The organism is Planococcus donghaensis (genome assembly GCF_001687665.2).
Classification (GTDB): Bacteria; Bacillota; Bacilli; order Bacillales_A; family Planococcaceae; genus Planococcus; species Planococcus donghaensis.
The window spans coordinates 2,490,098-2,504,939 of sequence record NZ_CP016543.2; the positions used below are offsets into that span (position 1 = coordinate 2,490,098).

The window sequence follows — 14,842 nt, forward strand, 5'->3', positions numbered from 1 at the left end:
ACCCAAAACCAGGAAAGCGCAAGGGCGCGCTTTCCGCTTGAGAATGTGATTTGGACAGTATTTCGCTGATTCGGACAGTATTTTCTCTTATTTGGACAGTATTCTGTTCGATCTGGACAGTATGTCCAAATTCTTCCTCTCTCCCTATTCTAAAACCTTTATTACCCAAAACCAGGAAAGCGTAAGGGCGCGCTTTCCGCTAAATACCTACTCTCTACGAGCTAAAAGGATGCTTATTCTCACAAAAAAAGGGTAAACTAATACTTGAACTGATAATACATAAAAAGGGGCTATGCAAAATGGATTTTATTACATTGAATAATGGCTTGAAAATGCCGCAATTAGGCTTTGGGGTGTGGCAGGTTGAGAACGATGAAGCGACAAAAGTTGTGACGAAAGCGTTAGAAACGGGTTACACGTCGATCGATACGGCAATGATTTATACAAATGAGATTGGCGTTGGACGCGCATTGCAGGATACAAAAATTCCGCGCGAAGATTTGTTTATTACGACAAAAGTTTGGAACACGGACCAAGGATATGACAACACGTTACGGGCGTTTGATGAAAGTTTAAACCGTCTTGGACTTGATTATGTGGATTTGTATTTGATTCATTGGCCAACGCCAGAGTTTGATGATTATGTGGAAACTTATAAAGCATTAGAAAAGTTGTATAATGACGGCCGCGTAAAAGCGATTGGCGTATGCAATTTTGAAATCGAGCATTTGCAGCGTTTATTGGATGAGTGCGATGTTCCGCCGGTATTGAACCAAGTGGAATGCCATCCCTACTTGGCACAAACGGATTTGAAGGAATTTTGTGCGAAACATGATATTTTCTTGGAAGCTTGGAGCCCACTTGAACAAGGTGGCGACGTGCTGAAAGATGCGACAATCAACAAAATTGCAGAGTCGAAAGAAAAGTCTCCGGCTCAAGTTGTGTTGCGTTGGCATTTACAAAACAACACCATTGCGATTCCAAAATCGGTAACGCCGTCACGTATTGAAGAAAATTTCGATGTGTTTGATTTTGAGTTAAGCGACGAAGAAATGGAAGCGATCAATGCGCTGAACAAAGAGCAGCGCAACGGACCTCACCCAAATGAGATGAATGTACGATAATCGTACTGAATAAACAAGAGGCGACCCTAGTTAGGGGTCGCCTCTTTTATAAATCTACCTAAACTTTCTCTCCACAAAACCTTGCTCTTGCTCAGGTGTCATAAATCCTGTCGCTCTCCCGACAGTGCCTCCGTGCCAATCCCAAATGGTGTTGTGAACATTAACGGTGTTAGAAAAGTCGCCTTCTTTCCATTTCTCCAATGTAGCTAAGTAAAAATCGCTGTGTTTGTAGTCACCAGCATAAGCGTTCACTATGGTGAGTAACCCCTCGATATGCTCAGGGGTCATTTCAACTGCGCCTTTCTTTTTACTGGCGGCGATTTTTTGGTGTGTCATTTGGTGCATATAAACTTGCAGTTCGCCTTCGCTCATTTTGAGGTCGTTACTGTCGGCTTGTTCGTCCTCTTTTTCTGCGGCAACTGCTTTGTTGTCGTTTTCCTCAATTTCTTCGGCTACCTTTGTTATGTTACCGCCTGTTGAAGAACCTTGCGTGAAAAAATAATAGCCACCTACAACTAGTAGTGCCAATACACCAATCGTGATTGCGCTCGTTTTGAGTACCGATTTCATTTTTTACAGCTCCTTGCGCTAGTCTTTCTATATACGACGATATTCCTACCCTAGTATGAAGGACACGTTATCAATTATCAAGATTTTTTTGGTAGTCAAGACCAGTAGATACTTATAAAGTAAAAAATGCGCCATCTTTAAAAAACAAAGATGACGCATTTATTCGGACCTTTATACCCCTACAGTTAATACGTCGTCAAGAATTTCTTCGAACAATTCTTCTTCAACAGCGGCTTCGATAAACAATTCGCCGCCGTCTTTTTCAAAGAGTTCAGTAAGTAGTTTTTTTGCTTGAATTGGTTTATTTGCGACCATAGTTGCGCGTGCCAGCTCGTAACTTGCCGGTAAATATTCCGGTACTGCATCTTGCAATGCACGCAACCGCGTCATTGCAGATGCACTATCTCCAGTATTGATGGACATGATAGCCAATGTTAACCCAATCCATTCATTCAGACGCAGCTCTTCAGGTATGCGACTTTCAAATTGTTCTGGCTGCACTTTCCGGTGATCCGCAAGCAAATGCATCAACCGGACATAGCTGTCGCTGCGATACGGATTCATTGCGATTGCCTGTTCGTAAAACGCCTCGGCTTTGGCGATATCTTCTTCAATTGCAGCCATATCCCCTTGCCATAACACAAGATCAATGTCGACTGGCTTTTGCTTATGCAGTTCTTGTGCTTGTTTGATCGCTTTAGTTAGCAACTTTGGTGACTGCTTGTTATTGGCTTCTTGGAATGTTGCTTGAAGTAATAGTTTCGCCGCATCAAAATTGCCCGTGCGTTTCACAAACGGCTCCAACTCTTCTACAGCATCGTCTGCACCGTCCCGCTCCAAGTAAAATTCGGCAAGGTGCAAGACAGGAATTTCGCTGTCTTTGGATTTTTTCGCAGCGTCTGTATAAAGATCAATAATGTTTGAAACGAGTAAAAAGCGGCGTGATTTGTCGCGCAACCTTCCAAAGAAATTCGTTGATTCCTCTTCTTCTGTATCCAACAATACCACCAATTGATCGGCGCTATACGTTTCAGCCATCGCCAACTCTTCGCCTTTGAGTCGTTTTTTCAAGCGTCTTTGAATATCGCCGGTTTTGCGCATTTTCGCTAACACTTGAACATACTCTGCGTAAAAGCCTTCTTCTTCTGGATGCTCTTCAATTAGCTCTTCTAGTAATACAAGCGCGCGTTTCAAGTCTCCTTGGCGCACACAAAATTGCATGTATTGATAGCGTGAAGGCAACGCTCCGTTAAGTGCTTGCGCTTGGAGCAATAAATTCTCAGCTTCAGCCACTTTGCCTCTTTTCTCTGCAAGTTGCGCTTTTGCGGATAACAACCATTCCTCAAGCACTTGTACGGACACTTTTTCGAGCACTCGGCCAATTGCGAGTTGTTTGGCGTCGTTATCGACTAGCTCGAACAATTCTTGCAAATCAAGCGATAATGGTTCATTTTCTAGTACAAATAGTGCGGCTTTAAATGCTCGGTCCTGATCTTCCAACGCCAAATAACTACGCATCAACCCTTCATGAGCCGCCATAAAACGCGAGTCTGCTTTCACACATTTCGTGTAATGCGCCAGTGCTTCATGCCATTTCTCGGTTTGTTCAGCAAGACGGCCCAACAAATAATGCGCCAAATAAAACCCGTCGATTTCTACTGCTTTCTCGTATAGCGTTTTGGCAAAACGCTGATGGTCTTCTAACTCGTACAAACCACCTTCGTAACACAATAATTGCGAATCTAGAGTCGTTTCACGGAAGCGTTTGAAACGGTCGAACATCCGGCTACGAAATTGTGGCGCCTCGCCAAACTCTGCATATTGCTCAGCGATATCGTGAAGATTTAGCGTGTCACGCTCCATCCCCGCTTCTAACAAGTCAATGGCTAGTGTTTTCGCTAGGTCATCTTCTGATTCTTGCCAAAGCATGGCAGCGGTTCGGTTAAAGTAAAACGTGTCTCCTGTTTCTTTGTATTGCATAACCAACTTGTTTAGTTCATCGTGTTTTTCTTGTTTTAGCAAGGCATGCGCGATATTGGTGACAGTAAACAAATCGGTTGGATCCAATTCAAGCGATTTTCGGTACTCGGTTTCTGCCTCTGCAAACTGTTCTTGTTCCATCGCGATATGCCCCAAATACGAATGCAGCACATCGGTTTTTTCGCAATGATCGATTCCTTCGCGAATAATATTGTCCGCTCGCGCCCAATCTTTTGCTTCCATATGGATTTCCGCAATACGCAAATACGCAAATGGTTCTTTAAGGTCAATTTCTTTCGCTTGCTCGAGCGACGCAATCGCTTCTTTTTCCTGACCAAGCGCTAACAAACAACGACCGATTTCATAAATAAAATAACCGTCTTCTGGATGTTCTTGAGAAAGCTCGCGGAAGCGTGTTAACGCTTGTTCATAAGCGCCCGATTCGTATTGAATTAAACTATGTGTAATTCGCGCAAAAACGTCTGTCGGTTCTTGTTCAAGTGCGATACTCGACCATTTAAACGCTTGATACGTTTTGCCGATTTCCAAATAACAACGCGCCAAGTGGCTATAGGCCATTGGCTGATAGTGATCCAGTTCAATCGAACGTTTTAAAAACGGAACTGCTTTTTCGTGTTCGCTTTGGCTCATGTAAATAGCTGCTTTTAAAAACAGTGCATACGGACTATTTTTTTCTTTTACGCCTTCTAAACATTTTAAGGCTTGCTCAGTTTCTTCTTTTCGGTAATGCATATGCGCCGCTAACAGCGCCACTTCCGCATCGTCTTTCCCGAGGTCTTTATATAGCTTTTCAAGCCAAGTCGAATGAAGCGCTTTGGCTCTTTCTGAAAAGCGCGTAACCAATCCAATCATTGCTCCGTATCGTTCCTCTGGATGAGCTTCAAGAAAATCGATCGAGCGCCCTTTTTCGCCGACTTTTTCTTCCGCAGCCCAAATTTCAAACAACTGCGAGAAATAGAGATGTTCTTTATTGGCAAGCAAACTTAAAAACGATTGCTGCTCGGGCAATAAAAACACCATACTCAAAGAATCCGTTAATTTATACGTATCTTTCATGTCGTCATAAGCCAATAAATGCGGCCCTAAATCATTCGGATCTTGCACGATCAACGCTTGCAAACTGTCATCATAGCCAATAACAACTTGCACGTGCGCATTGTTTTCAATCATCATGCTGAGCAATACCGGGATTCCTGCATCGAGCAATTGCTTATAGACATCAAGCTTGCCTTTAAAATAACGCGCCGTAAATCCGAGTGACTCCATATACGTCATCGTCATTTGCAAATCTGACCCTGTCACATCAAAGACGTGTTCCGCTATTTCGTCTTGCCCTTTTTTCATATCGTAAGCTTCAAGCATCAGCGATAAAGACGCCGGTACACAATAATTGAGCTTTTGAACATTTGGCGTTAACTTGAGTTCTTTGCGCTTGGCATCCCGGCGAATCTCTCCTTTTCCGTAAACGGTTTTTTCTAGCAATTTATGATGACTGTTTACCCATGCTTGCAGGTCTTCCCACCGCTCTAGCTTGTACAAGCATTCTGCTGCCATATATGACCACGCTTTGTGATGAACATGGTACGGGTTTTCTTCATTATAATGTGTCATTTGGGCAAGTGCTTTTTCGTAATGCCCAAGGAAAAACAGCGTCCGAATAATATCTGCACGGAATGTCCAAGAGTCGGGTTCTAGCTCTTGCCCTTTTTCCAGAACGCCTAAAGATTCTGTTTGTCGACCGGTCATCGCCAATACATCTGCATACAATATGCGCACTTGTGGACTCCGCTCAGTAACCTCGTCGCTCAACGCGTCTTTTAACACCTTTTCTGCCGCTTGCCATTCTCCGCTATAAATAAAATAAAAGCCTTCAAGATCTGGCCAAAGGAAACCTTTTTGCGCTTTGTACTGTTCAAGTTGCGTTTTGGCTTCTGGTAACCGGGTTAACTGAGCAAATACGCGTAACAACAACTGATGTGCCGCGGCGAGTTCTTCTGTTGAGTCATTGCCAGATTCGATGCCGTGCAACCTGTTCATCATTTGTTCTTCTGCTTCTAAGCTGCGCCCTGTTTCAAGCAATCGTCCACATTGCCACGTAAATGTTCTCAACGTGCCAAAGCGTTTATGCGCTTGTGTTGCGAGCAAATGGCCGTACGTATATAAATCTGCTTGATCGGTTAGTTTCATCAAGCGCAAAAAATCTTCTTCTGTTTGGAGTTCCCCGATAAATTTGCGTAATCCCCGAATGGAACGTGCCGCCCATAACTGACGGATTGTGTCTACTGCTTGCTGCGCTGTCTGTATCTCGTTTGCTTTCATACCCCTATTATTCCCGCCTCTCCCATTGCCCCATGTAAATGTGGTTGATTTATTATATAGTGGAAAATTATAGGACGCAATACAAATATAGGGGTACCGGAAGTTTATTTTTGGTATTTATTTTTCTTTTTTAACAATGCAAAGAATTCGATAGCAAAAAGAAAAAAAGCTCCATATAAAGGAGCTTTTCATGAAGACTATTTATGTTCTTTTTCAATAAAATATTTAGTTTTTTTAAGTTTTTGCAGTATGTCTTCTTCTAACTCTTCAAGTTGCTTTGTATCTGGACTAATCCCAATATTTGCTGACGAAATTCTATGTTTTTTGGCATCTATTTTTCTTCTATACGCTTCTTTCCGATCAGCCAAAGTATTCCTCATCTTGTTCGCCTCCTTCATCTAATTCTGTACCAAGTACGTACATATTTAGCAAAACATCAATCAGCAGAACATCAACTTCATTGACCGCTTTAATAGACCTAATTTCGATAATCAACAACTTATCTTGGAACTCTACAGGAAATAATACCAATTTAGTATCTTTACTGTAATACGTTTCTTTGGCTTGAAGATGTGCATCAATTTCTAAAAAATCATATTTATTATATCTTTTTTCCACAATTTCTCGATCTTCTAAATTGCTATAATACAGAAATTCTACCGTTAACTTTTCAGAGTTTGCATATAATTGGATTGCTTTTTTCAAGTTTTCAAAATAACTTTCTTCATTCGTATAATACCCAATAATGGCTTCTCCAAGCAATATTTCGTGAATACTCGTTACTTTTTGGCGATAATCTGTTAGTTTATCGCTGAGTTTGGTCAAGTCTTTAGGCAGTGTTTCCAGCTCATAGTCTCCTGCTTTTTTTAAGTACAAACCTAAGAAAATAAATGCGTCTACTGCAAAAAAGATAATGGCGACTATTAAATAATTATTCCAATCTCTAAATATGCTGATAGGATCAGTGCTCCAGTAGATTAAAGCCCCAAGAATGTAAATCCCAAACCACGTTTTGCGAATATGAATCATCACATTGTTGCTAACTTCTTCTATCCAATTCCATGTGATATAGACAACTAATCCAATAAAAAGCAACCAAACAAATACGATAAACGCCGTAGTTAACATAAGACGCCCCCATTGCTTTTTCTTTAGTATCTCATAGCATAATGTAAACGACAATTTAAAAATCTGAATTTTTAAATTTATTCAAACTAATTTTTCATAAAAAATCAGAAAAAGTTATCCCTTCATTATAGAAGGGATAACTTTTTTAGTGCAGCTTTTCATTTGTCAGTGCACCGGCTATTTTCTGTACCGTTTTCCAAAAGGTTTGGATGATGCCACCTTGTTCTTTTACGTAAATGCTCAATCGATAAGCTAAGTAAACGCCACCGATATCAATAATCGCGTCGGAAATTCTTCCAGTTCGTTCGAAAAACAATTGAAGAAATTCTGTGAAAAACGCAAACAGGCTACACAAAATGATGGCCTTGGTTTTATTGCCAATCGTTCGAGCTAGTATGAGAAAAAGAATGCCAAAAGATAAGGCGTGACCGGTTTTTTGGAAAACATAAAGTCTACTGCCGAGATGAATATCTGTGGTGATGAATAGGTCAGATAAGTTGGGGAACAAGCGAATGTTAAAATTGATATCATGTGCGAATAATAAAGCTTGGAAATTGTAGTTATTGGTGGCTAGTAAAATGCACAGCCCCCAGAAAATGACCGGTATGTATTTTGCTTTCAAAACGCTCTTCCCTTCGATTTTGTTAGCTGTTTCTATTTGACGGATTAGTTACTTACATGATATTCCAGTAGAATCGCTTAGCTTATTATATGTCGGGTTGTTCTAAATAACTAGTAGCTGTTACGTATAAATACAAAAAAAGTAGCTAGAGTGAAACAACGGAACTTGTTTCACTCTAGCTCGACGCTGTCACCACTAAACACTTCTGCTTTCATTGGTGAAGATAAGAGCGTTAATACTTTATCGTGATCTTCTTGCAATTCTTCTCTTGGAAAGTGAGCTTTATAGGCTTCTGCATCTTTCCAAATTCCAACTACTTTATAAGTGTATTCCTGCTCTGTAGACTTCAGAAAATCGCACATGATATTGCCCTCTTCTTTTCTTACTTTCTGAAGAATGCTGTTGCTTACTTCCAAAAATGCTCTTTCTTGGTCGGGTTTTACTTGCATGTGTGTGTAAAGAAAGATCATGGTTTTACACCTTCTAATCTGTCATTCATTAGCGATATTCACCACGTACGACTTTTTTCGTTATTGGTGCACTTAAGAAATTTGCCGACTTCTCAACATATTCGGTTATATAATCACTCGCAAGATGGTCGTCATAGACTTCTGCATCTTTCCAAAATCCAACGACTTTGTACAGGTTTTCTTCGCCAAACACCTTCATTAAGTTGTAACTAATATTTCCTTTGTTTGCTCTGGCTGCTTGAAGTACAGGTTTGCAGGCTTCTAAAAATTCTTCCTCATGACCCGGTTTTACTTCTAAGTGTGAGTAATTAATAATCATCAACTCTCAACCTTTCAACCGTTTTTGTCTTAACTAACTAATAAAAACTTACTATTCAGATAATTATATGCTTATCGAATGTTAATTGCCATGATTTGTTCTTACTTCAATTAAAAAAGAGCAGCTATTAGCTACTCTTTAGAAATATTTCTGATTACATTTTTACAGTTTCTGCGCTATAAACGTTTAAGTCCATTGGTGCAGCCATGAATGTTGGTGCTTGTTGAACAAACGCTTGGAAATGTTCGCTCGTGTTATGTGCTTGGATTGCTTCAGCGTCTTTCCACACTTCAACCATTGTGTAATGTTGTTCTTGATCTGTAGATTTTTTCAAGTCGTAGCTGATGTTGCCTGCTTCTTGACGTGATCCTTCGATAACTGTTTTAGCTGCTTCTAGAAATGCTTGTTCTTGAGCTGGTAGTACTTGCAAGTTTGCGTGAATAATCATCATGTGGACTCATCCTCTGTTTTTTTATTTGGTCGTACTTTAGTACTCGCTGATATTATTTTGCATGCGGCTTAGCATGTCAGACAGCTGCTCAATTTCTTCCGGTGTGAAGTCATGAAGCATTTGATTGACAAAGCCCATGTTTTCTTGACGATAGCCGATAATTTTTTCGCGACCTTCAGTGGTTAAGCTGACAAAAATGACGCGGTTGTCGGCAGGGCTTCTTTTTCTCGTGACCATGCCGTCTGCCTCCAGTTGTTTCAGGTGGCGAGTAACAGCCGCGCTATCAATATTGACGGCTTTTTGAAGCGTCGATTGGTTGATTTCATCGGTGTTGTAAAGTTGGTAAAGCAATTCATAGCGCGATGCACTAATGCCTGTACAACGTTCAAATTTCGGGCTGATTTGGTTGGTCAGTCCTTTGAACAATTGCAAGATTTGCTCTTGTTTTGAAAATGAACATGCCATCAATAGACCTCCTCTTTTATGACTGGGTCAATTGATAGCATTTCGCTTTTCATTGACCCTAGTTTATTTCCATTGCGTAGTGGTTTCAACAGGCAAACGGTATGACTGGAAGCCATCATTTAATGCTTTCCCGATTGTCAGTAACATAACCGGAACATAACGATCTTTATCTAAGTCTAACACTTCTGCGATATTTTCTTTATCATAACCGCCAATTGGGTTCGTGCCATATCCATGAGCACGCGCAACAAGCATTAATTGCATAGAGACAAGACCTGTATCTAACATAATAATGTCTTTCATTGTATCGTACGGTGCATTTTCATAAGCCGGTTTGAAATAATCAAGCTGCGCGCGCATCACGTCTGCAGGCATGTAGCCAAGTTCTACAGCTTTTCCGTAAATTTCTTCGCCGTATTCGATGTTTTTAAGATCCGCAAAAATAGCAATAACTGCCGATGCGCTCATGACTTTTTCTAAGTTGAATGAAGCAAGCGGTGCGATTTTTTCTTTTCCTTCTTCCGTGTCGATCACGACGAAACGCCAAGGCTGCATGTTAATAGAAGATGGCGCTGTTGAAGCTTGCTCAATAATTTGGCTCATTTCTTCGCGACTGATTTTCACCGTTGGGTCGTATTGTTTGATTGAACGACGGTTATTCATGATGTCGTTAAAATCGTTTGTTTTTTGGAAAGTTTGTGTAGTTTGCATATATTTCGAGCTCCTTTTTCTGTTAAGTTATTATGATTTGATAATGATTGAGGTATCAATCATTGACTCCTCATACAATATAAACCCATCGGAGGGGATTTGCAACTATAAAGTTTTGGGGAGTTTTTTGGGGGCGGCGTGCGTATGGGGTTCTGTGCCGTGCGTATTTTCTTGGGAGCGCGCGTAACACTCGTTGCACCGTGCGTATTTCTCTAGGAGCGCGCGTAAAGAGTTCTGTGCCGCGCGTATTTTCTGGGGAGCGCGCGTATGGGGTTCTGTGCCGTGCATATTTTCTTGGGAGCGTGCGTAAGGGGTTCTGTGCCGCGCGTATTTTCTTGGAAGCGCGCGTATGGGGTTCTGTGCCGCGCGTATTTTCTTGGGAGCGCGCGTAAAGAGTTCTGTGCCGCGCGTGTTTTCTTGGGAGCGCGCGTAATACTCGTTGAACTGTGCGTATTTCTTTAGGACCGTGCGTATCCCGCCACCTTGACTACTTTTGACTCGATCATGCTTGCCCGCCAAGACCAAAAACATTAGATGCCCCGCTTTTCGCGAGCGAAAAGCACTAAAACCTACTAGCTTGGATTCTAGAACAAGCAATCTCTACTATCGAGTGAGACTTTTTTACGTGCGGAGTGCCTCGCGCGCGTATTTTTTCTAGAACGCGCGTAACCGTCCCACCACCGCGCGTATTTTTCCAGCATCGCACGTAACACTCGCCGCACCGTGCGTATTTCTCCAGAACCGCGCATAACACACGCCGCACCGTGCGTATTTCTCCAGGACCGTGCGTATGCCGCCACCTTGACTACTTTAGACTCGATCATGCTTGCCCGCCAAGACCAAAAACATTAGATGCCCCGCTTTTCGCGAGCGAAAAGCACTAAAATCTACTAGCTTGGATTCTAGAACAAGCAACTTCTACTATTGAGCGAGATTTTTTAGCGTCCGGAATGCCTCGCGTGCGTATTTTTTCTGGAACGCGCGTAACCGTCCCACCACCGCGCGTATTCTTCCAGCATCGCGCGTAACACTTGCTGCATCGCGCATATTTCTCCAGGAACGCGCGTAACACACGCCCAACCGCGCGTATTCCGCCACCTAGCCTACTCCCAACCCCAATCATCCTTTCCCGCCCAACAAAAAACCTAGATGCCCCGCTTTTCGCGAGCGAAAAGCACTAAAATCTACTAGTTTGGATTCTAGAACAAGCAACTTCTACTATCGAGTGAGACTTTTTTGCGTGCGGAGTGCCTCGCGCGCGTATTTTTTCTGGAGCGCGCGTATCCGCCTCACCACCGCGCGTATTCTTCCAGCATCGCGCGTAACACTCGCTGCATCGCGCATATTTCCCCAGAACCGCGCATAACACACTCCCAACCGTGCATACCCCTCAATAAAACCAACCAATCCCCAAAAATTCCGACAACAAGGGGTGACCCACTCGCTTGAGTTCGGTACAATAAGAACAGAAGCACCGATCCAAGGAGGGTTCCCGATGTCGACATTACAAGAGATTGCCCAATCAGACGATTACGGGCAGTTTGAGTTGAAAGAAGTTTACCAAGCTGCACAATTATTGCTGCAGGAGTTCCAAAAAACGCGTACTGCGCCGGAAAAACTAGTAGAAATCATTGAACACTTAAAAAAACGTCTCGAAGGTCAGGCTGCTTACCCGCTCGCGATTTTACTTGAGAGCAGCAAGCTCGGCGTCGAGCACCAGTTGCAAAAAGACTGGAACAGCCCGATGAAACAACGCCAGCTGTTTCTATTCGAAAGCTTATATGCACAGTTCCGCGGCAAAGTGCCGCCTACTATATGGAACCAAATTTGCTTGAACTATGCGGAAGCTTTGATTTACGTAGGTCGCTCACTTGATGGCCTTAACGTTTTAGAGCAAATGACTGAAGCGGAAAATGATCCGTCGTACGAACGTTTAGACGCTGAACGCGGATGGGGATTGTTGTTTTATTCGACATTCCTGCGTGATAAAGATGCAAAAGGCGAGGCACTTCATTTGTCGCGTGATTTGCTGCGTGACGGGATTGAAAAAATCACCAACGCCAATGGACGCGCGTTGTATGCAGACCGCTTGAAACTGGCTGTTAAAATGCTCGAGGAAATTGGATCAATTGATTTGACTGGCAGCTACAAGCCGAACTTTTTCGAAGGCCGCGAGCGCGATTACCGCGACTGGTGCGCGAAGCATCGTTTATTGCTTAATGACAACAACGAAGTTGATCCTGATGGTACGATGAAAATTGATACGCTTAACTATCGCCACGTAGGTGGAGATAAAGAATACGGGCGATACCTTGAAACATTTATGGACAGCATCGTTTCTGAATTTACGGGACTGCGTTGGAATCTTTTCGAAGCACTTGAGCAAGAGCCGAGCGCTGAGCGCAACGAACAACTTAAGACCGTTTACCGACAGACGTATACTTTGTTTTCAAAAATTGCGCAGTTTGTTAGCCAATACTACAAACTCGAAATGACCAATCCACGTGCCGGCTTGCAGCGTATGTGGTTCGAAGAAGAAGATCCGAAAAAACCGCTCAAGCCGTTTATTAAAGACAGCAAAAACGGCGCATTAAAAGCATTGTTCTGGCTGTCCAAAGAACTCTTTGGCTATGAGCAATCTGCGGTGCAAAACGTTGCGACGGTTCGTTCACTCTTGATACGCGATCAACTCGAACGAAGCTTTGTTCAAGTGATTACGAAAAAAGAAGAAATCGCTGAAACTGGTGAACTGCGTAAGCATCAAATGACGCAAATCGAACTTGAACGTTTGTCGCAGACGACTTTATTTAAAGCGCGTAATGCGTTGATGTATGTAGGATTTGCGATTGGGTTGGAGAAAAAATAACAAACAGCGACACTCAAAATTTGAGTGTCGCTGTTTTTATGAGTTCATATCGGTAATATTCACAAGTGGTGCTTCAATGATATAACGGTCAGGCGCTGCGCCGAGGAAGTTAAACGGATAACAAGTGGTAAGTGTCAGGATAGCTTTATCTTTTGCAACAATAACTGATCGGTCTTGTGCATCTGTGATCCAAGTCCGTTTTATTTTATATTCGTATTGAACTTCTTCAAATTGGATAAACATCGTATCGCCTTCTTTTAAATTGCCCAGTTCGCGGAATACCGTGTCTCTATGCCCCGCTAAAACGGTATGCTGCTTGCCATCTGGAGGCGTGGTCAAGTTACCGACATGATAGCCGACGCCTTGTGTTAATGTGTCATCGTCTGTTCCCCAATAAACTGGGTACTTTTTATCCAGAGCAGGAATTAACAACCATCCTATATCTTCCCCTCGTTCATATTCTTCGTAATTCCGAGGGCTTGGAATTTCCTTTTTCACCAACAAAGGATTAACTTCTTCTTGAACAAGAGCTTCTATTGGAACAGCAACACTGTCGATTTCATTTGCTTGTGCTATATCATTTTCATCGATAGTTTCTTGGCCGGAAGACATTTCAGACAGCCATACATAGCCGTTCCAAGCGGCGAAAAGCAAGCCAATCAATAAAAGCAACACACCTACTTTTTTCTTCACGGTTTCACCCCTAGTACCATACTGAAATAGACTGATTCTATACTTCTACTCCGCATCTATTGACAAATTAAGGTATTCATTAAGGTGTATATATTTATTTTTACAGAAAATTCTAATTTTTAAGAATGCTTTGTTGTATAATATGTTATCGCCTATTGGCGAAATTTGCAAGAAGGAGAATGATCTATGAAAAAACGCATGGCTTTACCACTCGTTTCAATTTTGGCCGTTACAGGATTTGCCGGATCAGTTTTTGCTGCTCATGAAGGACAAGAGTTTATGGCGGAGTTGACACCGGAACAGGAAACAGCAGAAGTTGAAAGTGATGCAACAGGTGATGCAAGTATCATGTTTAGTGAAGATGGCATGTCGCTCGAATTCACGGTCAATGCCGAAGGATTGACCAATGCACTTGCAGGGCACTTGCACAGTGGCGCTCCTGGGGAAAACGGACCTGTTGAAATAGCCTTGTTCAACAACGAGGAAGCTACAGATTACGATGGCGAAGTAGCCTCGGGCACATTAAGTGAAGCCGACCTTGCCGGAGAAATGTCATGGGAAGATTTCACAAAAGCGATGGTGGCTGGTGATATCTATGTAAACCTTCATACAGAACAGTATCCTGACGGTGAACTTCGCGGGCAAGTAGAAATGGCCGAAGAAGGCGATGAAATGCCAACGACCGCTTCTAACGGACCACTTTACACGATGATTGGTGTGCTGATGGCGTTGATGGGCGGACTATTGCTAGTCGGCAGAAATCAGAAGAAAGCTGCATAGACAATTCCCTAAAAAAGCTGAACTCCTCTTTGGCTAGTCATACACCAATGATACAAGTTCAGCTTTTTTATTGATTTTTGATTACCACGTAATGAATCTATCCGAACAATCTCTAGCCATTTCAACTATCTTCCTCCGCTACAAATACCGACCAAACACCCAAAAAATCACAAATCCAATCGCCATGAGGGCGAATAAAAGAATCGGCAACTTAATTTTTTCCATCCCTCCAAACCCTTTCTGCTATGTATAATCGATTCAACTTGGTTTTATCTATTTATATACACGTTATTTCACATATATAAACGCTAGCAACAAAAAGC

Annotated in this window: 14 protein-coding genes; 3 read left to right on the top strand and 11 right to left on the bottom strand. The window is 42.4% G+C overall.

Going from position 1 to position 14,842, the window contains the following annotated elements:
* Window positions 1–299: 299 nt before the first annotated feature.
* Window positions 300–1,124, top strand: a complete 825-nt coding sequence (locus BCM40_RS12400; protein WP_065525636.1) for an aldo/keto reductase — start codon at window positions 300–302, stop codon at window positions 1,122–1,124.
* A 54-nt stretch (window positions 1,125–1,178) separates the two neighbouring features.
* On the opposite strand, the gene BCM40_RS12405 is transcribed toward BCM40_RS12400, so the two are convergent.
* The 10 genes from BCM40_RS12405 to BCM40_RS12450 all read right to left on the bottom strand — a co-directional run bounded on the left by BCM40_RS12405 (window position 1,179) and on the right by BCM40_RS12450 (window position 10,180).
* Window positions 1,179–1,694, bottom strand: a complete 516-nt coding sequence (locus tag BCM40_RS12405) for a DUF6241 domain-containing protein (protein ID WP_065525635.1) — start codon at window positions 1,692–1,694, stop codon at window positions 1,179–1,181.
* Between the two features lie 171 nt (window positions 1,695–1,865).
* Window positions 1,866–6,014 (bottom strand): tetratricopeptide repeat protein, encoded by a 4,149-nt coding sequence (locus BCM40_RS12410; RefSeq protein WP_065525634.1) that lies wholly within the window; start codon window positions 6,012–6,014, stop codon window positions 1,866–1,868.
* A 197-nt stretch (window positions 6,015–6,211) separates the two neighbouring features.
* A complete protein-coding gene (locus tag BCM40_RS12415) occupies window positions 6,212–6,394 on the bottom strand; it encodes a hypothetical protein (RefSeq protein ID WP_065525633.1) in 183 nt (60 codons plus the stop codon).
* Window positions 6,375–7,142, bottom strand: a complete 768-nt coding sequence (locus BCM40_RS12420; RefSeq protein ID WP_065525632.1) for a type II toxin-antitoxin system SpoIISA family toxin — start codon at window positions 7,140–7,142, stop codon at window positions 6,375–6,377. Before BCM40_RS12420 ends, BCM40_RS12415 begins: the two co-directional genes overlap by 20 nt.
* Window positions 7,143–7,287: 145 nt before the next feature.
* Window positions 7,288–7,764 carry a VanZ family protein gene (locus BCM40_RS12425; protein ID WP_065525631.1) on the bottom strand — a complete coding sequence of 159 codons (477 nt, stop codon included), beginning with the start codon at window positions 7,762–7,764 and terminating at the stop codon, window positions 7,288–7,290.
* A 170-nt stretch (window positions 7,765–7,934) separates the two neighbouring features.
* Window positions 7,935–8,234 (bottom strand): putative quinol monooxygenase, encoded by a 300-nt coding sequence (locus tag BCM40_RS12430; protein WP_065525630.1) that lies wholly within the window; start codon window positions 8,232–8,234, stop codon window positions 7,935–7,937.
* Window positions 8,235–8,262: 28 nt separating this feature from the next.
* On the bottom strand, window positions 8,263–8,553 hold the full coding sequence (locus BCM40_RS12435) for a putative quinol monooxygenase (RefSeq protein WP_065525629.1): 291 nt from the start codon (window positions 8,551–8,553) through the stop codon (window positions 8,263–8,265).
* A 154-nt stretch (window positions 8,554–8,707) separates the two neighbouring features.
* Window positions 8,708–9,004: a putative quinol monooxygenase gene (locus BCM40_RS12440; protein WP_065525628.1), complete on the bottom strand. Its 297-nt coding sequence runs from the start codon at window positions 9,002–9,004 to the stop codon at window positions 8,708–8,710.
* 36 nt (window positions 9,005–9,040) lie between these two features.
* Complete coding sequence (locus tag BCM40_RS12445; RefSeq protein WP_065525627.1) at window positions 9,041–9,469, bottom strand: MarR family winged helix-turn-helix transcriptional regulator; 429 nt, start codon at window positions 9,467–9,469, stop codon at window positions 9,041–9,043.
* 63 nt (window positions 9,470–9,532) lie between these two features.
* Entirely contained in the window at window positions 9,533–10,180 is a 648-nt protein-coding gene (locus tag BCM40_RS12450; protein ID WP_065525626.1) for a nitroreductase family protein, read from the bottom strand.
* A gap of 1,495 nt (window positions 10,181–11,675) precedes the next feature.
* Here BCM40_RS12450 and BCM40_RS12460 point away from each other — a divergent pair.
* Window positions 11,676–13,046 carry an LA2681 family HEPN domain-containing protein gene (locus BCM40_RS12460; protein WP_065525624.1) on the top strand — a complete coding sequence of 457 codons (1,371 nt, stop codon included), beginning with the start codon at window positions 11,676–11,678 and terminating at the stop codon, window positions 13,044–13,046.
* A gap of 36 nt (window positions 13,047–13,082) precedes the next feature.
* Here BCM40_RS12460 and BCM40_RS12465 read toward each other — a convergent pair whose 3' ends face one another.
* Window positions 13,083–13,739 (bottom strand): class D sortase, encoded by a 657-nt coding sequence (locus BCM40_RS12465; protein WP_065525623.1) that lies wholly within the window; start codon window positions 13,737–13,739, stop codon window positions 13,083–13,085.
* A 186-nt stretch (window positions 13,740–13,925) separates the two neighbouring features.
* On the opposite strand from BCM40_RS12465, the gene BCM40_RS12470 reads away from it, so the two are divergent.
* A complete protein-coding gene (locus BCM40_RS12470; protein WP_065525622.1) occupies window positions 13,926–14,519 on the top strand; it encodes a CHRD domain-containing protein in 594 nt (197 codons plus the stop codon).
* The last annotated feature ends 323 nt before the right edge of the window (window positions 14,520–14,842 follow it).